The following is a 25,723-nucleotide window of genomic DNA, read 5'->3' as shown; positions in this document are numbered from 1 at the left end:
TTTTAATAATAATCTTAAACTGATTAACAAAAAAAGTGCTAAACTTTTAAAAACTTTTTAACAAGGAGAAATTATGAAAAAAGTATTATTTTCATCAGTTTGTGCAGTGGCACTACTTGGTTCTAATGTATATGCAATAGAGAGTAATAGTGTAGGTAATAGTTTAGAAACTTTTTTAAGTCAAAAAACGGATTTAGAGAATAAAATTAATACTCAAAAAATAACAATTACCCAAAAAGAAGGAGATGTTAGCTTAGCAAATGAAGGTTATAGTAAAAAATATCAAGAATTTTTATCAGCTAATAAAGGTATTGAAAGTGCTACGCTAGTTGCGGGAGATAAAGAAGGTTTAAAAAATACAGCAGAAAGAGAACATGCAAGTATAGTAAATCAAGGCAATATCTTGAATACTCAAAAACAAAATTTAGATTCACAATTAACTGGAATAAATGATCTAATAAACAAACAAAATACAACTATTTCTGATTTGACAAGCCAAATTGCAACTTCTCAGGCTAATTTAACTGCTAAAAGAGAAGCTTATGAAAATTTAGTTAAAGAACTAGAGCCTTTACAAGAAGAACGCAAACTTTTGATAGCAAAAGAAGAAGAAACAACAAAAGCACTTGCAGCGGCAAGAGAAGAATTAGCTAAAAATCCTGATGATACAGTATTACAAAACAAAGTTGCAGAAGCCGTTAAGGCACAAAATGAAGCGCATTTAGCAGTAAGTATGAATGATGACAAATTTACACCACTAACATCAAAAAAAGATGCAGCTCACTATGATTTCATAACCGTAACAGAACAACATAACGATTTGGTTTTTAAGAAAAGAGATGAAGAAAAAAATCTTGAAACTTACAAATCAAATTTAACTTTAAAACAACAAGAAATCCAAGCTCATGAGCAAAAAATCGCAGATAATTTAGCAAAACAAGCAGAAGCAAAAACCAAAGTAGATGAAACTATGAAGGTTTATAATGAAGCATTAGCAGCAGTTGAAACAGCTAAGCAAAATCAAGCTAGTGTAAAAGCTGAATTAGATGCAGCAAGTTTAGCTTTAACTCAGGCTCAAAACGAATTAAATACTGCTAATCAAGATTTAGCTAAATTAGAAGAGGAACTAAAAAATCTTCAATCAGATATCGCAAATAATACAGAAGTAGGTAAGCAGTCTAAAGAAGAAATGGGAGAAAATTATAAAGCAAGCACGCAAGAGCTAGCAAACAAACTAATTACCTTAAGTGCAGAAAATAACGGAGATTTAAGCACAGCAACTCCTGAAGTAAAAGCACAAGCACAAGCAATAGCAAATGAAATTGCAAGCGTTATTATAAACGAGCAAAAAAGCGAAATCTCAAGCGATGTTTTAAGTTCTTTAAATGTAAGCATTAATAATATGAACAAGCGCTTAGGAGAAATTCGTGGCTTAAATGAAGATTTAGGCGTATGGTTTAGAGCTTATGGTGGTCGCTTTAGTAATGATAATAGCCATTTTAATTACTATTCAACCCAAATCGGTGCTGATAAAAAAACAGATTTTAATAACGGCGATTTAATAGCGGGTGCATTATTTGGCTATGATAAAGTAAATTCAAATGCAAAATCAAAAGGCTTTAATGTAGGCGGATATTTAAGTTATATTAGTAATGATGGATATTTTGCTGATTTAGTGCTTAAATATATTCACACAGGCTACGATAAAGCTGGTATCAAATCTCAAAACTCATTCTTAGCAAGTGTTGAGAGTGGATATAGATTTAATATTTATCAAAACACTTATTTAGAGCCAAGTTTAGAATTAATCACAGGTTATGTAGGAAAATATGAGGCACAAATTGGCAAAAACACAATCAGCACAAAATCTTATGTTCCACTAATTATTAAACCACAAGTTTTTGCTGGATATAGTGTAAATGACTTTACTTTTAGAGCTGGAGTTGGTGCGATATTAGATACTAAAAAACACACAGCAAATATTTTAATCAATGATTTAGTAAAAGGAATAAACGCAAGTTCAAGCGTAAAACTTGATAGCAATAATCGTGGTTTTGTTAGTTTAGGTGGCTCATATAAATTTAATGACAATCTAAGACTTAATTTAAGTGTAGAAAGAAGCTTTGGCTCAAGTCTTACAAACGATTATGAGATAAACTCTACTATTAGATATACATTTTAATTTTAGAATTTGAATTCGGAATTTCCGAATTCAAATTCTTTTCAAAAAATCAATCAAAAACAAAAAGCAAAAAAGATTTGAATTTTACTCATAAAACAAAGGAATTAAAAGTGAAATTGAGTGGAATTTGAATTTAGAAATTCCTATTTCAAATTCCTTAAATCTTTTTAAATATTTTAAACAAATAAGCAAGAAAAAAGCAAAAACAAGCAAGCAAAATAATGCAAGCTCCACTACTTAATTCATAAGCAATGCTAAGCACAAGTCCGCCAAGGCAAAACATAAGAGATAAGATAACAGAAACTACCATCATAGACGAAAGCCTAGTGCAAAACATAGATGAGATATAGCTAGGAATGCAAAGTAAAGCAAGTATTAAAACCATTCCAACAACCCTTAAGCTAATTACAATACAAATAGCAGACGCAATTATTAGCATATAATAAATTAGATTTGCATTTACTCCATTTGCCTTGCAAAACTCACTATCAACGCTAACTCCTATTAATTGTCTATAAAATACAAACGCCATTAAAATAAAAGCAATATCAGCTATTATCATAATCAAAATATCAAATCTCTCAACCGCTAAAATAGCTCCGAATAAATAGCTAAAAACTACGGAATTTGAATTAGGACTTAAATCGCTTAGCAATATCCCCACACTCATTCCAAAAGCCCAAACCACGCCTATTACAGCATCTTGATTTTTGTAATTTTTTGATAAATATGCAATAAGTATTGCACAAGCTATTACAAAAGCTAAGGTGCTAAGCATTGTGCTAATTCCAAAATAAAGCGAAATCCCAAGCCCACCATAAGCTGCGTGAGTAATCCCGCCAACCATTGCTACAAGACGATTTGTAAGCACTAAAGCACCTATAATCCCACAAGCAATACTTACTAAAATTGCCGAAATAATTGCGTTTTGAATAAAACTATAATTTAGATATTCCATAATTTTCCCATATATCAATTTCACATAAATTATTTTTATGTGCTGCTAAATGCAACAACCTATTATTATCAATTCCTTTTGTATTTTTATGTATATGACAAGTTCTGCATATATGAATTAATTTGTTTGCATAAGTGCTAATTAAAGCTATATCATGACAAACACAAACTATGCTTATGCCTTTTTGATTAAGTTTTTTTAATAATTCAAATACTTCAATCTGCCCTTTAGCATCAATGCTAGCAGTTGGCTCATCAAGTAATAAAATCTTTGAATCACTCATCATAGCTCTTGCTATTAATACTCTTTGTTTTTGTCCGCCACTAAGACTTGCGAATTTTTTATTTGCTAAACCACTTAAACCTAAATCATCAAGCAATGCCAAGGCTCTTGATTTTTCTTCTTTTGTATTAAAAAAGAAAGAATATTTATGAATAGTTCCCATTAAAACAACATCTAAGACATTAATAGGAAAGCTAGGATTTATCTGAGCAATTTGCGGAACATAGCTTAATTTATCCGTTGTAATTTCAATACTACCTTTACTAGGTTTTAATAAGCCTAATAATAATTTTAAGGTAGTGCTTTTTCCACCGCCATTTGCTCCTATAATTCCTACAAATTCATTATCTTCTATACTAAAACTAACATTGCTTAAAATCTCTTCACTATCGTATGCAAAACATAAATCATTTACTTTTATCATTGAAAAAATCCTATATATAAGCCAACAAATATAACAAAAATTAAGCTTATAATTTCTAATTTCTTACTAAATTTAAATCTAGTTACAATAAATGCACTCAAAAATATAGCAAGGCTCATTCCAAGTGCTATCAAAATTGCTGCTATAAAAGCAACAGCACCTAAACTTTGTATAAAACCAATAACCAAAATAAGCCCAGGACAAGGAAGCAATCCTATGCTAAAAGCCAAGAAATTATCAAGTGCTTTTTCGTTTTTTACTACTTTTAAGATTTTACTATTATTTGCTAGTTTAAAACTTTTTATATTATTTGGTTTTTCTACTATATTTACGCTTTGTTTTTTTGATAATTTTAAATAAAGCAAAATACAAGCTAATAAACTTATTAAAAATCCTGAAATTTTACTTAGATTAAACAAGCTAAAAATAGAAAAAAACCCAGCGATAATAAAAGCATTAATTAAATGAATAAATCCTACTTTTAGACTAAAAAATAATATTTGTTTTTTTGAGTTCATAAAATAAGCTGCTGTTATGCTTTTGCCATGACTTGGTAAGAGTGCGTGCAAAAAGCCATAAATTAAAGCAATAGGATATAAAAGCAAACTATTATCTTTTAATAAAGAAATCATCTTGCTTTGTAAAGCAGCTAAAAACTTAAGCATATTTTCATAAATGCTAATTCCTGTTTCAAATTCTTTTGATTTTTCTTCAATTTTTGTAGTTGTAGCTTGAATAAAAGTTGGTGCTTTAAATTCGTAATAAACAGCGTTTAAATTTATGTTTTCATTAATGCTAAAATCTTTTACTTGATATGAGTTTTCTTTTATTTTAAAATTAAAAAATCCATCAAGATCTTCAACGCTTAAAACCAAAACCCTATCAATTTTCGGAGTAAAATCATAATCTATAAAATACTCTAAAACAAGTTCTTTATCAAAACTTACTTTAATATCTTTTACAATAAACTTAATATCAATGCTTTCTCCAAAAGGCAAATCATAATATTTTAAAGTAGTTAAAAATTTTCTAGGCAATAAATAATCAAGCAAAGCAGCTTTAACCTTGATTAATTCGTTTTCATCTAAAGTTTTATCATTATTTGTATCGTAGCCATCTAGCAAGGTTTGTGAAAAATTTGAAGAAAATTCCCAAGAAATGGAATTTCCTTTAAAGCTTACATGTGCTGTTGGTGTGTATAAAGAACACAAAGCACATGCGTATATATTAATGCTTAGAACAATTATCGTTAATAATCTTAGCAAAGTTTAAAAGCTCCTTTGATATTTCGTTTGAAAGTTGGTTTATCTCAATGATTTTTAAGCCACTTTCATTGTGAATGCTTTTAGCTAATTTATCATCAAATTGTGGTGCTTTTAAGATTATGCAAGCTTTTTTGTCTTTTGCAATTTCTATGATTTTTGCTAATTCGCTAGGTTTTATATCTTTTCCTTCAAGCTCTAAAGTATATTCATTTAAGCCATATCTTTTAGCAAAATAACCCCAAGCAGGATGAGAACTAATAAAGCCTTTTATATTCACATTTTTTGTTAAATCATATATTTTTAAGTTTAATTCATCTAATTCTTTTTCATATTTTTTTAGATTTTCATCAATATTTTTTGCATCTTTTGGATAAATTTGTTTTAAAGCATTTGCTGAATTAATCGCAAGTTGCTTTAAGATAATAGGGTCAGTCCAAATATGCACATCAATACTTGAATGCTCGTGATGATGGTGTTTATGTTTGTGATTATGTGCTAGATGATGAATTAAATCTTCTTTTATTTCATCGCTTGACATATCGCTATGATAATATGTAGGCCAATTAATCATTTCTTTTAACAATTCTTCTTGACTAGAATTTCCGAAAAATATATGAAAATGCTCTAAATCTTTCGTAGGTTTAATATTATGATCGCTAAATTGCACATATTTAAACGGACTTTTATCGTTTGTTGCTTCAAATAAATATCTTACGCCTTTTTTTCCTGATTCGTAGGTTAAGATTTTAAATCCTACATATTTGTAATTAGATTTTATGCTTTTATTGTTTTGAATAAACTCAATGCTATCTTTTGTGATTATGATTTTTTCAACATCTGTTTTATAACCATCTAAATAATACTTTTTGTATTCTTCTTTGCTTTTGTCTTTTTTATCTTCTGCTTTTAATTTATAATACTCATCAAAATCACCATTTAAAGCGTAAGGATAAATTGATTGCCAAGCTCCAATCCAATCACTTAAATCTCTATTCTTTACATTAACATCATCAAATACTCCATTATGAGCGTCATCATCGTGTTCATGGTGATGTTCGTTTAATTCTTTATGAAAATATGTGTTTTTTTTGATATTTTCATCAATTTGAATTATCTTTATATTTGTGTTTTCGGCTAATCTTTTAAGCCAAACTTCTTCAATCTCAACTCCTATTCCTAAAAATACTTGAGCTTTGCTTAATTCTAGCATTTGCTTTGGCTTTGGCTCATAAGTATGTGGGTCTGCGCCTGCTGGCATTAGTGTTGTTATTTTTGCATTAGGGAGTAATTTTTTTACGATTTCAGCTTGTGGCAAAATACTAACGCCTACATTATTAGCAAATAAGCTAATGCAAGCAATTGAGCTTAATAATAGTTTCTTCATTGCAATTCCTTTTCATTAATGTTTTAAAGTTGCTAGTGTAGTAAATAGTTGCTTAAATGCAACTTAGTTGCAAAAAATAAATTAGGTTTAAATTTTAATTTTTTTTGCTATTATTCACGAGATGAATTCAGTTAAGTTATTAAAAAAACATGATATCGGTATTACAGAACTTAGGATTTTATTATTAGATGAGCTTTTAGCTGCTAAAGAGCCTATGTGTTTTGATGATTTCAAAACAAAGGCAAATAAAACTACATTTTATAGGACAATGGAGCAGTTTCAAAAGGCAAAATTAATAAATAAAATTGAGCTTGATGGCAAGGGCTATTATCAAATAAATAAGGGTAATAATGCTTTATTTGTTTGTGATATTTGTCATCATACACAAGATTTAGCATTTCCAAGTATTGATAAAATTCAAGTTAGCTCTGTTTTGGTAAAAGGCGTTTGCAAAGATTGCAAGGATAATAATGAATAAAATATTTTTTATTTTTGCTCTTTTATTAACCTTATTTGCTGATGAGAATGTTTATAAACCAATTGCTAGTATTCCTTATGATAAAGATTTGGCTAATTTAGGAAAGCAATTATATTTTGATGTTAATTTAAGCCCAAAAAAGCTTTCTTGTAATTCCTGTCATAATCTAAATTTAAGTGGTAATGGCACAAATAATTCAGGTATAAACACAGATAATGAAAACAATCCTCCTACTGTTTTAAATATAGCTTATTCAAATCTATTTTTTAAAGACGCTAGCATAACGGATTTAAAAGAACAAGTAAAAAGAACTTTAAAAACCGATATGGATATTACTCCTAAAGAATTTAATAATAGGGTTAAATTTAATGTTAAATATCAAAAATTATTTAATAGTATAGGTTTAAGTGCTAATTACGATAATTTAGTAAATGCTTTAGTAGAATTTGAAAAAGCTCTTGTTACGCTAGATTCTCCTTTTGATTTATATTTAAAAGGCGATAAAAATGCAATTAGTATGCAGGCTAAAAGGGGTTTAAAATTATTTAACTTTTACGGATGTTCATCTTGCCATAATGGAAATAATTTTGGCGGAAATATAATGGCAGAAATTAATAAAAGCTTTTCAGTAGGTTGTAATGTTAGTGATGGAAAAGTAAAAGTTCCAACTTTAAGAAATGTTACAATAACCGAGCCTTACACTTATATAGGAGCTTTTGTAAATCTTAGCGATATGATTAGAGCAATGTCGGTGTGTCAATTAGGAATAATTATGCCTGATGAAGATGTAGATGATATAGTTGAGTTTTTAAAAACTTTAGAAGGAAAAAGACCTAAAATTTTGGAATAATAATGAATAGAGAATATAAAAATATAGAAATAAAAACTTTCGTTCAAAGAATTTTACAGATTTTTATAACTGCTTTAATGGTTGGTATTTTTGTTTGTACAGGAATATTTTTTACAAAACTTCATAAAATTGATGTAAATTACGATATAAACAATCATATTCATGAAATTATGCTTGATAATCAAGAGTTAATGTTAAATATTGAAAGACCAAGTATTTATGCAAATTTTGAAAGTAGTGGAAGAAAATTAAGTGAAATTGATACTAAAACAAGTGAATTAATAGCTTTATTGAAAGAAAATAGGCAATTAAATAAAGCAGAAGAAGAAAAATTATCACAGAGTTTAGAAAAATTAAAAAATTATGTAAAAGAATTTAATAGCTTATTGGGAACTAGCGGAAGTGATTTTAAAAGCTTTAACGTTTTATATGCTCAATCTAAATTAATTGATGTAAAGCAAAATGTTTTGGAATTTATTTTTGCAACTAAAATAAGCATTAGTTCTATTAAAAACTATGTTGATTTTCTCGATACATTGATTGAAAATAATAATAATTTAATTTTAGAATATAAAAACACAATGGCAAGCTTAAAACAAGAAAGTAAAATAAAAACTGATGATATAAAATTATTAGAAGATAGGATAAAAGCAGTTGATGAAGAAAAAACCTATCTAATTCTTTCAAGAAAATTATTGCATGGTGTTAAACAACTTCATGAAGAAAAAGAAGAAATCAAAAATTTCACAGATTTTGAAAATATTCTAACTCAATTAAAACTTCAAGTATTAACAAAAATAGAGCATTTAGAAACTACAAACGAGCAATTAATATTAGTTGGTGCTATTTTTGCTGTTTTACTTGTGTTTGTTACTTTTATTATTTTCAAGTATAGCCTTGATTTAACAAGGGCTTTAGATATTTTATACAAGGCTTTTTTAAACTCTCCAATTCAACAAATTTTAATTAATACAAAAAACAAAAAGAATTTATATATTGAGTATGTAAATGATACTTTTACCTTTAATATAAACACACCAACAGAGCAAAGCGAAAATGTAAGAAAAGCTCAAGCTATGAACTTTTATGATTCTTTACATGGTGTTATTGATTTAAATGACAATGCAAAGGGTTTTGATTACGGAACGCTTATTCAAGAAAGCCATAACAAAATTCAAGAATATAATGAAAATGATATTACAGGTAGAAAAGAAACAAGGTTTTTTTCTATTTTTAGAAAAAGTATAGGTGATAATATTGAGCTTATTAATAAGGTTGATGTAACCAAAAAGATTTTACAAATTAAAGACTATAAAACTAAGCTTGATAATATGCAAAAGAAGTTAGATACCGATAGCTTAACTGGTTTATTATCATTACAGGCTTTACAAGATAAAGAATTAAAAGATGATAAGTCAAATAAAAATAACATATTTTTATATTTAAAAATTGATAATTTCAATGATTTAAGACTTAATTATTCAACAATTATGATTGATGAAATCATAAAAACTTTTGCAAGGTCTTTAAAAAATGCTTTAAATGTTAAAGATAACGATGAGGTTTTAAAAACTACAAATATATATCATTTACAACTTGATGAGTTTTGTATAGTTTATAAAAATCACGAAGAAGCAATGGCAGCAGCTGATTTAATCCAAAAACATTTTAAAGCAAAAAATGTAAATCCTATAATGGGTAAGAAAAACAAGTTTGAACTTCAAATTAATCAAAATATGGAGCTTAAAGACTTAGAATTAAACATAGGAATTTCTAGTGAGCGTGATATTAGAAAGACAAATCAAGAAGTAATCAATAGACTTGCTCAAGCAATTCTTGCAAGTTATGAAACCATAAAAACAAAAGAGCCTTATTGCGTATATAAAGAAGGTTTAAGTATAGAAAAACAACACGCAGAACAGCAAAGAGTAGTAGCACAAATAAGGTATGCCCTTGATAATGATAAGATTTTTGTAGTTTGTCAAGGCGTTCATAATTCACTTACTAAAGAAGTAAGTTATTATGAAGTATTAGTAAGGCTAAAAGATGAGCATAATAATATAGTTTCTCCGGGACTTTTCTTAGATGTTGCAAGAAAAGTGGGTCTTTATAAAAATATTCAAGAAGTAGTTATTAATAAAGTTTTTGATTTGATAGAAAATTATCCTGAAGCAAAATTTAGTATAAACCTAGCAAACTCAGATATTATCAATAAAGAAACTAGAGATGTATTTGAGAGCAGATTAGCTAGGTGCTCTCGTCCTGAAGCTTTATGTGTTGAGATTTTAGAGAGTGAAAGTATTGATAAATACGATGATTTATCAAATTTCTTAACTTCAATTTCTTTAAGGGGTTGTAAGATAGCAATTGATGACTTTGGTAGTGGATATTCAAACTTTTATAGATTATTAAAAATCAAGTTTGATTATTTAAAAATTGATGGTTCTATTATTGAAAGCTTGGTTGTTGATAATAATGCTAGAACCGTTCTTGAAACGCTAGTAGGCTTTGCTCATAAGCAAGGTTATGAAGTGGTAGCTGAGTTTGTTAAAAACCAAGAGATTTTAAAAATAGTTCAAGATTATGGGATAGAAAAGGCTCAAGGCTATGAGCTTAGCAAACCTGAAGAACCGCACAATATTTTTATTTAGAATTTGAATTAGGAATTTGAAAATCTATTAATTTAAAAAGGAGCAAGAATGAGAAGTGATGTTATTAAAAAAGGCTATACAAAAGCACCTAGCAGGTCGCTACTTAGAGCTGTTGGATTAAAAGATGAAGATTTTGCAAAGCCATTCATAGGAGTTTGCAATAGCTTTATTGAGATTATTCCAGGGCATTTTTATTTAAATAAATACGCAGAGATTATAAAAGATGAGATTAAGAAAAACGGCTGTGTTCCATTTGAGTTTAACTGCATAGGTGTTGATGATGGTATTGCTATGGGGCATAGCGGAATGCTTTATTCACTTCCTAGCCGTGAATTAATAGCAAGTAGTGTTGAAACGGTAATGAATGCTCATAGCCTAGATGCAATGATAGCAATCCCAAACTGCGATAAAATTACTCCAGGTATGATAATGGGAGCATTAAGGGTAAATGTTCCGACCATTTTTGTAAGTGGTGGAGCAATGGCTGCAGGAAAGCTAAAAGATGGCTCTCAGATTGATTTAAATACAGCCTTTGAAGCAGTTGGGGAATTTGAAGTTGGCAAAATTGATGAAGCGAAATTAAAAGAAATTGAATGCGCTGCATGTCCAGGTGCTGGAAGCTGTAGTGGAATGTTTACAGCAAATTCAATGAATTCTTTAATGGAGAGCCTTGGTATTGCACTTAAAGGAAATGGCACTATTTTAGCACTAAGTGCCCAAAGAGAAGAATTATTAAGAATTGCAGCAAGAAGAATTTGCGAAATTGCAAAAAGCGAAGAGCTAAGCGAAAAATATAAAATTAGAAATATTTTAAATAATAAAAGCCTTAAAAATGCTCTAGTTTGTGATATGGCAATGGGTGGAAGCACTAATACAATCTTGCATACTCTTGCAATTGCAAAAGAAGCTTATGCTGACGAAATAAACTTAGAATTAATGCATGAAATCGCTCAAGATACTCCACATATTGCAAAAGTAAGTCCAAGCTTGCCAGGAACTCATATGCAAGATGTAGGAAGTAGCGGTGGAATATATGCGATAATGAATGAAGTTAGCAAAAAAAGCAAATTCTTTAGCAAAGACGCACTTACTATTAGTGGAGAAAGTATCGGCGAATTAATATCAGGAATAAATCCTGATGGTAAGGCTATTAAAACGCTTGAAAATCCATATTCAGAGCGTGGGGGGCTTTGCGTATTATTTGGAAATATTGCAAAACAAGGTGCTGTAATTAAGGTTGCAGGAATTGTTGGAGATAAGGTATTTCGTGGAAAATGCGTTTGCTTTAATTCTCAAGATGAAGCAATCGCAGGAATTAGCAGTGGAAAAGTAGTAGCAGGTGATTGCGTTGTAATTCGCTATGAAGGTCCAAAGGGTGGCCCTGGTATGCAAGAGATGTTAAGTCCAACAAGTCTTATTATGGGTAGGGGCTTAGGTGCTTCGGTTGCCTTGCTTACTGATGGAAGATTTAGTGGTGCAACAAGGGGCTTTAGCGTAGGACACTGCTCGCCTGAAGCTGCTGAAGGTGGAGAAATAGGACTTATAAAAGATGGCGATATTATAGAAATTGATACTATCAAATGCACTATAAATCTATTAATAAGCGATGAAGAAATGGCTAAGAGAAAAGCAGAGTTTAAGCCTATACAAAAACCACTTAATTCAAGATGGCTTAGAATGTATAGAGCGCTTGTTAGCAATGCAAGTAATGGTGGCGTGCTAGATATCGATGGCTTAAATGAGATGAAAAACTAAGAATTTAAAATAGGAATTTCGCAAAGAAATTCCTTGATTATTATTAAAAATATCTTAATTTAAATTTTTAATTTACCTAATTCAAATTCTTTTTTATTTTTTAATAATTTTTATTTATTATTAAAATTTTTAATTGTAAAATTGCATAATTTTAAAGGAGTGGCTATGAAAAACGATTCGTTTTTAATGATAGCATTATTGCTATTTTGTGTTTTGATGAGTTCTTTTGGTTTTTTAGACCTTGCAATTGTTTTATCAGTAATTTTCATAGGTGTTAGGCTTGGTGGAATAGCTATTGGATATACTGGTGGAATAGGCGTTATTTTATTAGGTGTTTTATGTGGAATAAAGCCTGGTGAAATTCCAACTTCAGTAATTTTAATCATAATGTCAGTTATTGCTGCAATTTCGGCTATGCAACTTGCTGGTGGGCTTGATTATTTAGTAAGTGTAGCTGAAAAAATCCTTAGAAAAAATCCTAAAAAGATTAATTATCTAGCACCTACAATTACTTATTTTCTAACGATTTTAGCAGGCACAGGTCATACTGCTTTTTCTATGATTCCTGTAATTGTTGAAGTTGCAAAAGAGCAAAATATCAAGCCAAAAGCACCGCTTAGCCTTGCAGTTGTATCAAGTCAAATAGCAATTACAGCAAGTCCTGTTAGTGCTGCTGTTGTTTATCTTAGTGGGGTTTTAGAAGGTTTTGGATATTCTTATATTGCAATGCTTGGGGTTTGGATAGCAAGTACATATTTAGCTTGCATAATAACAGCATTTTTAGTAACTAAGTTTAGCAATCTTGATTTAAGCAGCGATGAGTATTATCAAGAATTATTAAAAAAAGGCGAAATCGTAAAAAAAGAAAAATCAACTCAAATAATTAGCAAAGAAGCAAAATTAAGCGTTGCAATTTTTATTATCGGAGTTTTAGCTGTAGTTTGTTATGCAACTTATCTTTCAGGCTTAAAAGCTGAGCAAATAATAATCCCACGAGATAGTGCGATTATGTGTGTAATGCTTAGCATTGCAACTTTTATTGTCTTAGTTAGTAAAATTAATACTTCTAAAATCATTGATACAAGTGTATTTAAAAGCGGTATGAATGCTTGCGTATGCGTTTTAGGTGTTGCATGGCTAGGTGATACTTATGTAAGCGCTCATTCAGCTGAAATAAAAGATTTTGCAAAAAATCTAGTAGAGCAATATCAATTCTTATTAGCATTTGCCTTTTTCTTTGCAAGCATGCTTTTATATTCTCAAGCAGCAACAGCAAAAGCAATTGTTCCATCAGTAATAGTTGCTCTAGGACTTAGTGAAAATCCAGAAAATGCAAAGATAATAATCGCTTCTTTTGCAGCAGTTTCAGCGCTCTTTGTGTTACCAACTTACCCAACTTTACTTGGTGCTGTTGGTATGGATGATACGAAAACTACTAGAATAGGAAGATATGTATTTAACCATTCTTTCTTTATTCCAGGGGTTTTAATGATTATCTTAAGTGTTGCATTAGGATTTTTATTTGTAAAATTTATTTAAAATTTACTTGCAATTAATATTGTTTTTTGTATAAAATGTATCCTTTTTACACAAAGGATACATATGAAAAGACAAACTTGGACAAATAGATTAACATATATTTTAACCGTTGCAGGTGCTACCATAGGATTTGGAGCTACTTGGAGATTTCCTTATATGGTTGGAGAAAACGGCGGCGGTGCTTATGTTTTATTATTTATAATAGCTATGTTTTTAGTAGGTGTTCCTATTATTTTGGTTGAAAATATTATAGGAAGACGCGCTCATAAAAATAGTGTAGATTGTTTTAGTAAAAAATGGCAATTTGTAGGATATTTAGGGCTTTTTGGAAGCTATGCAATTATGGCTTATTATATGGTTTTGGGTGCTTGGGTAATTAGCTATATTGTAAATATTATTACAAATAATTTAGATTTAACTCAAGTTATAACGGCTGAGCAAACAAGCTTACATTATGTAAATCATATTGAAAAATCTCCTTTAATGATAGCAATTTATACTTTTGTATTTGTTTTAATTAACTGGATTATTTTAAGGCGTGGAGTTATTGATGGGATTGAGCGATCGGTTAAATACTTAATGCCATTATTATTTTTATGCTTAATTGCTATGGTTATTAGAAATGTTACTTTAGATGGAGCATTAGAAGGAATTAAGTTTTATTTATACCCTGATTTTAGTAAGATAACTCCAAGCATTTTTTTATATGTTATAGGACAAGTATTTTTTGCATTATCACTTGGATTTGGTGTGATGATTACGCTTTCAAGTTATCTTGATAAAAAAGAAGATTTATTAAAAACAGCAGTAATTACAGGTGTTGTAAATACTCTTGTAGCAGTTTTAGCAGGTTTTATGATATTTCCATCACTTTTTTCATTCGGATTAAGTCCTGATGCAGGACCTTCGCTAGTGTTTAAGACTTTGCCTATTGTATTTTCAAATATGCATTTTGGAAATATTTTTGCTATTGTATTTTTTGTATTATTACTTACAGCAGCACTTACTACAAGTTTGCCGATTTATCAAGTAATAATTTCGGTTTTAGAAGAAAAGTTTAAAATTTCAAAGAAAACTTCAATTAATTTAGTTTTAGGTGGAATTTTTGTTTTAGGAAATATTCCTGCATTACTTAGCTATGGTGTGCTTGATGATGTTTTGATTTTTGGAAGAAATATTTTTGATACATTTGACTTTGTGAGTGGAAATATTTTATTTGTAATTACTGCATTATTATGTGTTTTATATGTTGCATTTATTTTAGGTAAAGATGAAGCATTAAGAGAAATTAGCAATGATTATGAATTAAAAAACCCTATTTATAAAGCATGGTTTTATTATATAAAATACATAATTCCTGTTGTAATTATTATTATTTTTATTAGTGGATTTGAGAATTTAAAATCGTATATTCTTGGATTTTTTAATTAATACTACGATTTAGCTTAGCTAAATCGTAGAAATTTGTGTTTTACTTAACTTCTTCTTTTACTTCCATTTGTTCTTGAACATTTTCTGTTGTTGTTTGCTCGCTTGTGCTATTTACGCACTCAGCACTTTTGCATTCTTCAGTATTTACTGCTTCAACTTCAGCAGCACATAAATTAAGACCTAAAAAGGCAACTAATACTAAACATAATCTTTTCATTTTTCTTCTCCTCTAAAAAATGTGGCGAAATTGTAAGAGCGAAATATTAAAAATGGTTAATAACTTGAAAAATTTTTTATCAATTTTATTCCTAATTGATAAATTATGAAAAAAATAATAAGTATCATTTAGATTTGATTTATTTATAAGTTTTAGAATATGCGAAAAAATTATAAAGGCTTACTTGTGAAAAAATTATTATTTCTTATTTGTATTTTAGTAACTTCAGTAATTGCTAGAGATGATGTTGATTATTTTAAAGAAAAAGATTTGATTATTGAAAAGCTTGATAAAGGTTTAGAAGCTTATAAAAAAGGCGATGCAGCGACAGCAAGACAACTTGCAAGCGAAGCATATTTTCAGCATTTTGAAAATATGGAAGGGCCAATCGGTAGAAATATCGGAAAAAAAGGCTTTTTTATGGAGAGAAAATTTACTAATCTAAGAAGCTATTATGGAAAAGGCGAAAGTATTAATAAAATTGAAGCTTTAATCTATGGTCTTAAATTAGATTTAGAAGAAGTAACGCCTATTATTCAAGATGGTTTTAAGATTAAAGCCGTAGCATCTGATCCAAATTATGATAAAGCAAAAGCAGAAATTAATGCAAGAGAAAATTTATTAAAGTCTTGCATTGAAGGCGAAATGATGTTTGGCTCAAATGAAAGCGATGCAAGAACTAAATGTGAAGAGCAAAAAGCTGCTGAAATTGCACTTTTAGCAAAAGAAGCAAGTGGAGAAGTGCAAAAGCCTGTAATGCAAAAGCCAGTGTATGATAGTCTTGAAAGTCTTCAAGCTGCTGCTTCAATTGATCCTAGACTTCAATATGTTTATGATTTATTAAGCGAAAAATTTGATGAAGCAATGCAATATAACAAGCTTGGAGAATACACAAAAGCTGCTGATACAATAGGCTCAGCAAGAGAAGAAATTTATATAAATACAAATATAGAAATACTAATCAACGCTACAAAAAATATTAATATGAGAAGCAAATTAAGAAGTTTTGGTAGTGATATTCGTAGTGGTAAAGTTAGTGAAAATGATATGAGAGAAAAAAGCGAAGAATTGCTTAATGAAATATTTGAAGTAATGACAGAAATTGATGAAAGCAATCTTGGTAAATTAAAGCTAGTTGGATATGTTGATGAAACAAAAAATGTTGATTATACCCAAGTTGCAACCGATATTAAAATCGCACTTACAAAAATAGTTCAAGATTATGAAAATGTAGGTGAAAAAGCAAGTATTAATTCTCTTCAAAGTGTTTATTTAGATATTTTTGAAGCAAAAGGTATGGAGAGTAAAATAGGTGCAATTGATTCAAGCGTTAAATTAGCGATAGAAGAGAAATTTACAAAAGGAACAGCTTTAATTAAAAGCAAGGCAAGCAAAGAAGAGTTACAAGCTAATTTTGATGAATTAAATAAATTAATTGCAAGCCAACTTGATAAGATTAGTGATACTAGTGTATGGTTTTTATTCATATCATCTCTTACAATTATTTTAAGAGAAGGCTTAGAAGCTTTAATTATAGTAGTTGCAATAATTTCATACATAATTCAAAGTGGTAATAAAGATAGATTAAACATAGCATATTCAGCTTTAGGAACGGGCGTTATTTTATCATTTATAACAGCGTTTATTGTTTCATATTTTATTAGTAATTCAGGTCAAAGTAGAGAGCTTATAGAAGGTGTTACAATGCTAATTGCAGTAGCCTTGTTGTTTTATGTTGGCTTTTGGTTGCTTAGCAATGCAAGAAATAAAAAATACGCAAGTAATCTAAAAGAACAAGCAAAAATGGCAATTACAAGTGGTAGTGCAAAAACTCTATGGTGGACTGTATTTTTAGCAGTATTTAGAGAAGGTGCTGAGACTATATTATTTTATCAAGCGTTACTTATAGATTCAGGTTCAAGCGCTGGTTTAGGTGCTGTAATAGGCGGTTTAGCATTAGGTTTAGTTATTTTAGTAATTTTATATTTCTTACTTAAAGCAGGAGCTATTAGAATACCTATAAAACAATTTTTCTTATTAACCTCAATTGTGATTTTTTATATGTGTTTTGTCTTTACAGGCAAAGGAATTATGGAACTTGTTGAGGGCAAGGTCTTAACTCCACATCTCATATCAACGCCATTTGAAAGTATTACATGGCTAGGGCTTTACCCTTATTATGAGAGCTTAGTGTTACAGGCAATAATCCTTCTTCTATTAATAGGAGGAGTTCTTTATATGCAAATCAAATCAAAGGAGAAACAATGAAAAAGTCATTGCTTAGTTTAGTTGCAGGTGCTTTCTTAGCTACTTCAGCATTCGCTGGTGAAGTTGAAATCCCAACAATTGATGGAGCAGAAAGCTATAAATTACATGGTATGGAAATAGCAGCAGTTTATTTACAACCAATTGAAATGGAGCCAAGAGGAATTGATTTAGCTGCATCATTAGCTGATATTCACTTAGAAGCTGATATTCACGCTCTTAAAGAAAATCCAAATGGTTTTCCAGAAGGTTTTTGGATGCCATATCTTACAATAGGTTATAAATTAACAAACCTAGATAATGGTAAAACAAAAGTTGGAAAGCTTATGCCAATGGTAGCTGATGATGGCCCACACTATGGTGCAAACATTAAAATGGATACAGGAATAGGTAACTATGAATTAGAATTTGTAATTGACAATCCTGAAAAACAAGGTTTTGGTCGCCACGTAGATAAAGAAACAGGTGTTGATAAGTGGTTTGATACATTTAACGTAAAATATAAGTTCAAATACACCGGAACACCTGATAAATAAGCCTTAAAAAATAGAAAGCTAATTTAGCTTTCTATAAAAATATACAAAAATAAGGACAATAATGAGTATTTATTTTATACATTTATTTCTTGAAGCTTTTGTTATTAGCTTTTTTACATCATTTGCTTGCAAAAATCATTCAGTTTATAAGATTTTAATTTCTGCATTTGTTGGTTTTATTTTTGGATATATTGCATTTTATATCATAAACTACGAAAAGCAAAACAGAATAGGATTAATCATTGCCGATAGTGTTTTGATAATTTCTTTATTATTAGTATTTTTAAGAAATATAAAAATATTTGCAATATCAAGCGTATTTTTAATAGCCTTTGCGTGTGCTATTAGATATTTTTTATTAAGTGCAAATTTTGTTATATTTGAATCTAATTTAATAGATACTGAAGGGGTTTTAAATTTCGGTTTTATTTTATTAGCTTTTTTTATATGTGCCGTATTTTTTATAAGTTTTGTATATTCTACTAAGCATGTAAAATCAAAAATTAGTATTTTAATAGCAATTATTTTGGCTTTAATGTTTATAAATGAATGTTTAGCTGAACTTGCTTTATATGGAATGAAGACAAGAAGTATCGGAGCTTTAAGCGATAGCGACGCACTTTTAAGCTATATAGGAAAGAGTAAGCATTATGCTGAGTTTTATTATTATATTTGCTTAATTTTAGGCATTATTTATGTTGGATTATGCTTAAAACTTCGCCCTAAATATACTCAAAAACAAGGCGATTTTGATATTGTTTATAGGCAAAACAAAAACCTTACAAGCACAATAAACACTCACTTTAGCATTACATTTATTTTAAGTGTTTTAGCTTTTATAATCGTTTTATTTTATGATCTAGTTGCGTCTAAGCCTATTAGTATAGATGAGCCTTTAGTAATTGCTCCAAAGAGTAAAACTCATTTTGAGTTTGAATTAGATAAAGTAAGTGATGGAAAATTACATAGATATGCTTATATTTCAAGCTCAGGTAAAAAGATTAGATTTTTTATAATCAATCGTTTTGCTGGCAAAATCACTCCTGTTGCTGTGTTTGATTCTTGTATGATTTGTGGGGATTTAGGATATATTTTAAAAGAAGGCGAATTAATCTGCGTTGCTTGTAACGTAAGGCTATTTTTACCAAGTGTAGGCAAGGCAGGTGGATGTAATCCAATTCCACTAAATTACGAAGTAGATGAAAAAAATAATAAATTATTAATTAAAGTAAGAGATGTTTTAGATGGGGAAAATTATTTTAGTGAAGTTGTTGAAATTGAAGTAATTGACCCTGTAAATCAAGATAAATTTTTAAACTCAAAAGCTAAAAAATCTTATATGTATAAAGGTATAAATTATTATTTTAGCACTGATGAAAGCTATGAAGAATTTAAAAAAGACCCTAGCAAATATGTAAGCTCAAACGATAATGCGCCTTTTAGATTAAATGGTTATCAAAGTTAAGGAGAAGCAATGTTTTTAAGAATTATAAAAAAATCAATTTTTGGCAACTTAACTCAAAAACTTCTTAGTTTTGGCACTATTTTTCTAGCTTGTTTGTTACTTGCTTGTATGTTAAATATAACTTTAGGCGTTGGTAATGAGCTTACAAAAGAGCTTAGAAATTATGGTGCAAATATTAGCGTTGTGCCACAAGGTTCAGCACTTAGTATTGAAGTAGGAAATAAGACTTTTAAACCATTTGAGAATAAAACATATTTAGAATTAAAAGATTTACACAAAATAAAAGAAATCTTTTGGAGAAACAATATAACAGCTTTTGCTCCGTTTAAAGATGAAGTAGCAAAAATTAATGGCAAAGAGATTAAAGTTTTAGGCACTTATTTTGATAAAAATATTCCTATTGATGGCGAAGAAGATTACAAAACTGGAATCACAGGCTTATTTCCTTTTTGGAAAAGCGATAAAGATTTTGTAAATGATGAAAGCAATATCCTAGAAGCAAATATAGGAAGAGAATTTGCAACTAGATTTAATCTTAAATCAGGCGATCAAATTGATGTGGAATTTGAATCAGGAATTAGAACTTTTAAAATTGTAGGAATTATTGATAATTTAGGCGAATATGATAATAAATTGCTTATAAGTATTGATAAATTAAATGAGATTTTAGGTTCAAAACCAACTTATGAAAGAGCCGAAGTTTCAGCGCTTACAATTCCAGAAAACGACCTTGCTATGCGTGCAAGACATGATAAAGATAGCTTAGATGCAGTTGAGTTTGATAAATGGTATTGCACTGCTTATGTTAGCTCAATTGCTTATCAAATAGAAGAAGACTACAAAGGTGCAAGTGCAAAAGCACTTAGCAAGGTTGCTGATGCTGAAAGCTCAGTGGTTAAAAAAATTCAAGGCTTAATGGGAATAATCTTTTTAATTTCATTAGTAGTTGCAAGCGTAGCACAAGCTTCGCTTATAAATAGCGATGTTTATAGACGCTCAAAAGAAATAGGCTTATTAAAGGCTTTAGGAGCGAATAACTTACAAATATATTTGATATTTATGGTTGATTATTTATGTGTTAGCTTGGTTGCTAGTGTGTTTGGAAGTATTTTTGGATTTTTTGTAAGTGATTTAATAGCTTTAAATATCTTTTCTCATAGCATTGCTTATAATTTTATTATTATTTTTATTTGTATGTTTTTTGCTAGTTTAATCTCAATTCTTGGCTCATTAATAGCTACAAAAAACTTTATAAAACTAGAAATCGTAGAGGTGCTTTATGGCAGGAAATAATTTTTTCATAACTCAAGTTAAAAAGAGTATAGGGTTTTCAAAACAAAGATTACTTATAATTTTAATTTCTATTTTTATGGGAACTGCTGTTGCGAATGCGTTTTTAAATATTTATTTTGACATAGATAATAAAATGAGCAAAGAGCTTAAAAGCTATGGTGCTAATATGATTTTAAGTGCTAAAGATAGCGATTATGTAAATATTAGTGATGTAAATAATATAACATCACAAATAACAAGCTCAAAAATCTTAGCAATTTCGCCTTATTTATACTTTACCCCTAGTTATTCAAGTAGGCAGATTTTAGTCGCTGGAGTTAGTTTTGATGAGTTTAGAAAAATCAATAAATTTTTAACTATTTTAAAAGGTAGTTTAAGTCCTAGCGAATACAGCAAAGCTGATAGTATTTATTTAGGAATTGATTTAGCAAATACAATTGATAAGAAAGTTGGCTCAAAACTAACCTTAAACTATAAGCAAGATTTAGGATTAGTTGAAAAAACTTTCGTAGTAAAAGGCATAATTTCTAGTGGAGATGAAATTGATGCAATGGCGTTTATTAATTTAGATTCAGCTAAAGAGTTTTCAGGTGTAAAGGATAAATATTCTTATGCTTCTTTAATAATTGATGATAATTTTGAAAACCTATCAAAGCTAAGTGCAAGTATTAATAATGAAAATGCAGAGCTTAAAACAATTCCTAGTGTTAGCATTAAAGAGGGTGCAATTTTAGAAAAAATTAAAGGCTTAATGTTTTTAATCTCTATTGTAATTTTAATAATTAGTTCAACAAGTGTTAATACAACGCTTAGTTCAATTATATTTTCAAGAAAAAAGGAAATCGCTTTACATTTAGCCTTAGGGGCTGCTAAAAGCGATATAGTAAAATTATTTGCTAGTGAAGTTTTTATACTTACCTTAATCGCTTCATTATTTGGCTCAGTTGGTGGGTATTTATTAGCACAATTTTTAGGAGCAATTATTTTTAATGCTAGTATTGATTTTAGATTAAGTGCGTTTGTAATAGCGATTTTAATTTCTTTTATTTTTGCTATTCTTGCTGCATATTTTCCTATCAAAAAAGCTTTAAGCATAGATATCGTAGGTAATTTAAGAGGAGAGTAAATGAGTATTATTAAAGTTAGTAATTTACACAAAAGATTTGATAAAGCACATGTTTTAAAAGGTCTTAGTTTTGAACTAGAAAAAAGTCGTTGGCTTAGTATTGTAGGTAAGAGTGGAAGCGGTAAAACAACGCTTTTAAATATCTTATCATTGCTTGATAATGCAAGTGAGGGCGAATATTTTTTAGATGGCATTAATGTAACTCATTTAAGCGAAGTTGATAAGCAAAAAATCCGCCGTGAAAAAATAGGACTAATCTTTCAACAATTTCATTTAATTCCATATTTAAGTGTTTTAGAAAACGTTATGCTAGCTCAATATTATCATTCTAGCATTGATGAAAGCGATGCAAAAAAGATTTTAGATAAAGTTGGCTTAGCTGATAGATTAGAGCATTTGCCAAGCGAGCTAAGTGGTGGTCAGCAACAGCGTCTTTGTATAGCAAGAAGTCTTATAAATAATCCTAGCATTTTACTTGCTGATGAGCCTACTGGTAATCTTGATGAAGAAAATGGAGAAATTGTTTTAGATATTTTTAAACAATTAAGAAGTGAAGGTAAAACAATAGTTTTAATCACGCATAACCCTGATTTAGCAAAAAAAGCTGATGAGATTATCACTATTAAAGATGGTCTTATTGTAAATGAATAAATTATTTTTAATAGTTTTTGCTTTATTTTTTGTAGCTTGCGATAATGCAAAGCTTAGCCTTAATGAAAAAGCTCCTGAAATATTAGCTAAGGATACAAAAGGTAATAATATTAAGCTTACAAGGCAAGGTATTGAAATAGTTGAGTTTTGGGAGAATGGCTGTGCTGCTTGTCTTAAAGTAATGGCTAGCCTTAATGATTATGCGCTAAATAATAATATAAAAATTTATGCAATTAATTCAATTGATGATTTAAAAACTATTAAAAAGCACGAAAATGAACATAATTATGATGCTATGATTTTTTTAAAAGATCAGCAAGACATAACTTGGTCAAGGTATGAAATATTTGCAGTTCCGACTTTATTTATCTTAAAAGACGGCGTTTATGTTGAAAAAATCTTAGGCGATAGGGGATTTAATTATATACAAGAAAAAATCAAAGGATATTTATGAGAATTGTTTTAATGCTTTTATGTTTGATTTTTTGTGCTTGTAAGGATGAGTATTTTTTAACACTTAATTCAAAAGAGCCACTTAGTTTAAAATATAATGCCAAAGAAAAGGCTTTAAAAGGTCTTGATGAGCCTTTTATGTTGTTTTTTTATTCTAAAGATTGTGGAGTTTGTGAAAAACAAATTCCCATATTAAATGAATTAAGCAAGAATTATAAAATAATAGCTGTATTAGGAAATATGAAAAATAAGGATATGGCTGTTAAGAATTTAAAAGGTGTAACATTTACAACTATTTATGATAGTTTAGATGTTGAGTATTTAAGCAATGTAGTAGGGGGTGTTTATGGAGTTCCTGCTATGTTTATTTATGATAACAATGGTAAAATGGTAAAAAAGTTCATCTCTTTAACTCCAAAATCAGTTTTAGAAAAGGAGTTAAGAGCTGTTAAAGGAGTTTGATGAGAATAATTTGTATTATTTTTTGTCTAATTTTTAGCTTGTATGCAAAAGATTATGATAAAAGTAATTTTTCAAGCGTTATAAATGCGTGCAAAAATAACAACTCTAATGCTTGTATTTTAGCAATTAGGCTAGGCTTACATATAAATAAGCCCTTTGTAGTAAAAGGTATGTCAAAAAATCTATGTGATAAAGATAATTCAGGCTATGCGTGTGCTTTTTATTCTCATATATCATTTAGCTATTTTGATGAACTAAGCTATCAAACCAGCCTTGAATACGATAAGAAAGCTTGTGATTTAGGTTATATTAGTTCTTGCATAAGCCTTGCTATTGTTGATAAGGCAAAATATAGCGAAGAAGGCAAAAAAGCCTTTATGTTAGCTAGTGAAAATTCTTTACATAAAGCTGCTTTATTATTTAATGCAATTTCTTGTGATGGTGATATAGAACAAGCTACTTTAATATGTGAAAATCTTTGCAAAAGTGGAGATTTAAAATCTTGTATGGGTTGTAAGGATTATTATATTATTGATGATGATGACTTGCTTAAAATAGCTTTGAAAAATACCGATAAAAACTGCGAAAAAGATGTAGAAAAATGCATTAATTTATACCATGCTTATGGAAGAATTGAAGATATAGATAATAGGGTTAAAATACTTATTAAGCTATGCGAAAAGGGCGATTATATGCATTGTAATTCAAACAATAATATAGATGAAAAGTATTTAAAAAAATATGAAAAAGAACTAAGAAAAGCAATTTATAAAGGTTGCAAGATTAATAAACTTTTATGCAACGAATTTCCATTCCAAAAAGGCTTTTGGTCTAAATAATTCTAACAATTACGAAATAGGAATTAGGTTCTAATTCCTATTTTAAATTCCTTTTATATCCACACGATTTATCCTATGCTAAATAAAGATTAAAAATCATTTTTACACTTATTATTTTCTTTAATAATAGCCTTAAATTAATTTTACTTTTGTGTAAATAAAGTGAAATTAATTTTAAGGAGATAGCCATGAAAAAGGGCTTTACAATGATTGAGTTGATTTTCGTAATCGTAATTCTAGGAATTTTAGCAGCAGTTGCTATTCCAAAACTAAATGCTACAAGGGATGACGCAGAAATTGCAAAAGCGGCTAGCAACTTCTCAACAGTTATCAGTGATATCACATCTTATTATACAGCTAAGGGTAAATTTGCTACAAATTTATCAGATATGACTAATGTGGCTTTAAGTGCAACTGGCGGTTTCGCTATTAAAGGTGAAGAGTGTGCGATATTTACCGCAACAGATAGCACTTTAACTATTAAACAGGGTTCATCTTTAAAAGGTACACCTAAACCTATCTGCAAATCTTTTGATGATGTAAGTAGTATTGCAGCTATTTTAGGAAACAAAAAACTTTCTGCGCATGGTGACACAGGATATAAAATCGAACTAGGTGGCGGAAATATTTCTTTCTAATTTCACTTTATTTGATGAAATAGTTTTAAGCCAAGTTAGAATTTATCCTAACTTGGCTTTTTTAAATTCTAAAGGATAAATATGAAAAAAGCATTCACGATGATTGAACTAATATTTGTAATAGTAATTTTGGGTATCTTAGCTGCAGTTGCTATTCCTAAACTAAACGCTACTAGAGATGATGCTGAATTAGTTAAAGGTGCAAGTGACTTTGCAACGGCGATAAGTGATATAGCATCTTATTATACAGCTAATGGAAAATTTGCAAATAAAATACAAGATATGACAAATGTTGTATTACAGCCTCACATATATGGAAATAAATCTTCAGCGCATATTTACCTAAAAAAACTAAATTGCGTAACAATCAATGCAGACACAAATGGTAGTGATATTAAAATCTTCGCATCTCCTGATTATAATAAAGGTATTTGTGTTAATTTTTTTACAAATAGTTCTGTTAGTCAGATTATGGGCGGTTCAGATATTAAAAATCATTTAAGAGAGTTAGATGCTTATAAGATTAGTTTGGGTGCAGGCAATGTTTCGTTTTAACCTAGAAACTAATCTAGGTTAATT

The 25,723-nt window shown here is 29.2% G+C and carries 23 protein-coding genes; 18 read left to right on the top strand and 5 right to left on the bottom strand.

Annotated elements, in window-relative coordinates; genetic code table 11:
- Positions 1 to 73: 73 nt before the first annotated feature.
- On the top strand, positions 74 to 2,182 hold the full coding sequence (locus tag AVANS_RS08775; protein WP_239817503.1) for an autotransporter outer membrane beta-barrel domain-containing protein: 2,109 nt from the start codon (positions 74 to 76) through the stop codon (positions 2,180 to 2,182).
- 157 nt (positions 2,183 to 2,339) lie between these two features.
- Here the strand turns inward: AVANS_RS08775 and AVANS_RS08770 are convergent, their stop codons facing one another.
- From AVANS_RS08770 to AVANS_RS08755, 4 genes are read right to left on the bottom strand one after another with little or no spacing between them, the layout of a single operon-like run.
- Positions 2,340 to 3,143 (bottom strand): metal ABC transporter permease, encoded by an 804-nt coding sequence (locus AVANS_RS08770; protein WP_345772315.1) that lies wholly within the window; start codon positions 3,141 to 3,143, stop codon positions 2,340 to 2,342.
- Positions 3,121 to 3,846 carry an ATP-binding cassette domain-containing protein gene (locus tag AVANS_RS08765; RefSeq protein WP_239817501.1) on the bottom strand — a complete coding sequence of 242 codons (726 nt, stop codon included), beginning with the start codon at positions 3,844 to 3,846 and terminating at the stop codon, positions 3,121 to 3,123. The genes AVANS_RS08770 and AVANS_RS08765 overlap by 23 nt, the downstream gene beginning before the upstream one ends.
- Complete coding sequence (locus AVANS_RS08760; protein ID WP_239817500.1) at positions 3,843 to 5,111, bottom strand: DUF1007 family protein; 1,269 nt, start codon at positions 5,109 to 5,111, stop codon at positions 3,843 to 3,845. The genes AVANS_RS08765 and AVANS_RS08760 overlap by 4 nt, the downstream gene beginning before the upstream one ends.
- A complete protein-coding gene (locus AVANS_RS08755) occupies positions 5,074 to 6,495 on the bottom strand; it encodes a ZinT/AdcA family metal-binding protein (protein ID WP_239817499.1) in 1,422 nt (473 codons plus the stop codon). Before AVANS_RS08755 ends, AVANS_RS08760 begins: the two co-directional genes overlap by 38 nt.
- A gap of 121 nt (positions 6,496 to 6,616) precedes the next feature.
- Here AVANS_RS08755 and AVANS_RS08750 point away from each other — a divergent pair, with 121 nt between their 5' ends.
- The 6 genes from AVANS_RS08750 to AVANS_RS08725 all read left to right on the top strand — a co-directional run bounded on the left by AVANS_RS08750 (position 6,617) and on the right by AVANS_RS08725 (position 15,199).
- On the top strand, positions 6,617 to 6,973 hold the full coding sequence (locus tag AVANS_RS08750; RefSeq protein WP_239817498.1) for a transcriptional repressor: 357 nt from the start codon (positions 6,617 to 6,619) through the stop codon (positions 6,971 to 6,973).
- Entirely contained in the window at positions 6,966 to 7,823 is an 858-nt protein-coding gene (locus AVANS_RS08745) for a cytochrome c peroxidase (protein ID WP_239817497.1), read from the top strand. The genes AVANS_RS08750 and AVANS_RS08745 overlap by 8 nt, the downstream gene beginning before the upstream one ends.
- Positions 7,824 to 7,825: 2 nt before the next feature.
- On the top strand, positions 7,826 to 10,474 hold the full coding sequence (locus AVANS_RS08740) for a GGDEF domain-containing phosphodiesterase (RefSeq protein WP_239817496.1): 2,649 nt from the start codon (positions 7,826 to 7,828) through the stop codon (positions 10,472 to 10,474).
- 48 nt (positions 10,475 to 10,522) lie between these two features.
- Positions 10,523 to 12,229 carry a dihydroxy-acid dehydratase gene (gene ilvD / locus AVANS_RS08735; RefSeq protein WP_239817495.1) on the top strand — a complete coding sequence of 569 codons (1,707 nt, stop codon included), beginning with the start codon at positions 10,523 to 10,525 and terminating at the stop codon, positions 12,227 to 12,229.
- Positions 12,230 to 12,445: 216 nt separating this feature from the next.
- Positions 12,446 to 13,768 carry an anaerobic C4-dicarboxylate transporter gene (locus AVANS_RS08730; protein WP_239818552.1) on the top strand — a complete coding sequence of 441 codons (1,323 nt, stop codon included), beginning with the start codon at positions 12,446 to 12,448 and terminating at the stop codon, positions 13,766 to 13,768.
- Between the two features lie 63 nt (positions 13,769 to 13,831).
- The gene (locus tag AVANS_RS08725) at positions 13,832 to 15,199 is read left to right on the top strand and encodes a sodium-dependent transporter (RefSeq protein ID WP_239817494.1); all 1,368 of its coding nucleotides are present in this window, start codon (positions 13,832 to 13,834) and stop codon (positions 15,197 to 15,199) included.
- 40 nt (positions 15,200 to 15,239) lie between these two features.
- On the opposite strand, the gene AVANS_RS08720 is transcribed toward AVANS_RS08725, so the two are convergent.
- Positions 15,240 to 15,416 carry a hypothetical protein gene (locus AVANS_RS08720; protein ID WP_239817493.1) on the bottom strand — a complete coding sequence of 59 codons (177 nt, stop codon included), beginning with the start codon at positions 15,414 to 15,416 and terminating at the stop codon, positions 15,240 to 15,242.
- A gap of 159 nt (positions 15,417 to 15,575) precedes the next feature.
- On the opposite strand from AVANS_RS08720, the gene AVANS_RS08715 reads away from it, so the two are divergent.
- From AVANS_RS08715 to AVANS_RS08665, 11 genes are all read left to right on the top strand, one after another.
- Positions 15,576 to 17,684, top strand: coding sequence for an FTR1 family protein (locus AVANS_RS08715; protein ID WP_239817492.1), 2,109 nt, complete (start codon positions 15,576 to 15,578; stop codon positions 17,682 to 17,684).
- The gene (locus tag AVANS_RS08710; RefSeq protein WP_239817491.1) at positions 17,681 to 18,217 is read left to right on the top strand and encodes an iron transporter; all 537 of its coding nucleotides are present in this window, start codon (positions 17,681 to 17,683) and stop codon (positions 18,215 to 18,217) included. Before AVANS_RS08715 ends, AVANS_RS08710 begins: the two co-directional genes overlap by 4 nt.
- A gap of 61 nt (positions 18,218 to 18,278) precedes the next feature.
- Positions 18,279 to 19,682 (top strand): Fe-S-containing protein, encoded by a 1,404-nt coding sequence (locus tag AVANS_RS08705; protein WP_239817490.1) that lies wholly within the window; start codon positions 18,279 to 18,281, stop codon positions 19,680 to 19,682.
- A gap of 9 nt (positions 19,683 to 19,691) precedes the next feature.
- Complete coding sequence (locus AVANS_RS08700) at positions 19,692 to 20,975, top strand: FtsX-like permease family protein (RefSeq protein ID WP_239817489.1); 1,284 nt, start codon at positions 19,692 to 19,694, stop codon at positions 20,973 to 20,975.
- Positions 20,962 to 22,101, top strand: a complete 1,140-nt coding sequence (locus tag AVANS_RS08695) for an FtsX-like permease family protein (RefSeq protein ID WP_239817488.1) — start codon at positions 20,962 to 20,964, stop codon at positions 22,099 to 22,101. Before AVANS_RS08700 ends, AVANS_RS08695 begins: the two co-directional genes overlap by 14 nt.
- Positions 22,102 to 22,752, top strand: a complete 651-nt coding sequence (locus AVANS_RS08690) for an ABC transporter ATP-binding protein (RefSeq protein ID WP_239817487.1) — start codon at positions 22,102 to 22,104, stop codon at positions 22,750 to 22,752.
- Positions 22,745 to 23,206, top strand: a complete 462-nt coding sequence (locus AVANS_RS08685; RefSeq protein WP_239817486.1) for a thioredoxin-like domain-containing protein — start codon at positions 22,745 to 22,747, stop codon at positions 23,204 to 23,206. The genes AVANS_RS08690 and AVANS_RS08685 overlap by 8 nt, the downstream gene beginning before the upstream one ends.
- Positions 23,203 to 23,667, top strand: coding sequence for a TlpA disulfide reductase family protein (locus AVANS_RS08680; RefSeq protein ID WP_239817485.1), 465 nt, complete (start codon positions 23,203 to 23,205; stop codon positions 23,665 to 23,667). The genes AVANS_RS08685 and AVANS_RS08680 overlap by 4 nt, the downstream gene beginning before the upstream one ends.
- Positions 23,667 to 24,506: a hypothetical protein gene (locus AVANS_RS08675; protein ID WP_239817484.1), complete on the top strand. Its 840-nt coding sequence runs from the start codon at positions 23,667 to 23,669 to the stop codon at positions 24,504 to 24,506. Before AVANS_RS08680 ends, AVANS_RS08675 begins: the two co-directional genes overlap by 1 nt.
- Before the next feature lie 188 nt (positions 24,507 to 24,694).
- Positions 24,695 to 25,144 (top strand): type II secretion system protein, encoded by a 450-nt coding sequence (locus AVANS_RS08670; protein ID WP_239817483.1) that lies wholly within the window; start codon positions 24,695 to 24,697, stop codon positions 25,142 to 25,144.
- 81 nt (positions 25,145 to 25,225) lie between these two features.
- Positions 25,226 to 25,699: a type II secretion system protein gene (locus AVANS_RS08665; RefSeq protein ID WP_239817482.1), complete on the top strand. Its 474-nt coding sequence runs from the start codon at positions 25,226 to 25,228 to the stop codon at positions 25,697 to 25,699.
- Positions 25,700 to 25,723: the final 24 nt, after the last annotated feature.

This window comes from Campylobacter sp. RM5004 (genome assembly GCF_022369455.1).
Classification (GTDB): Bacteria; Campylobacterota; Campylobacteria; order Campylobacterales; family Campylobacteraceae; genus Campylobacter_E.
Note: the sequence above shows the minus strand (reverse complement) of the source record. Positions and strands in the feature narration are given on the sequence as shown.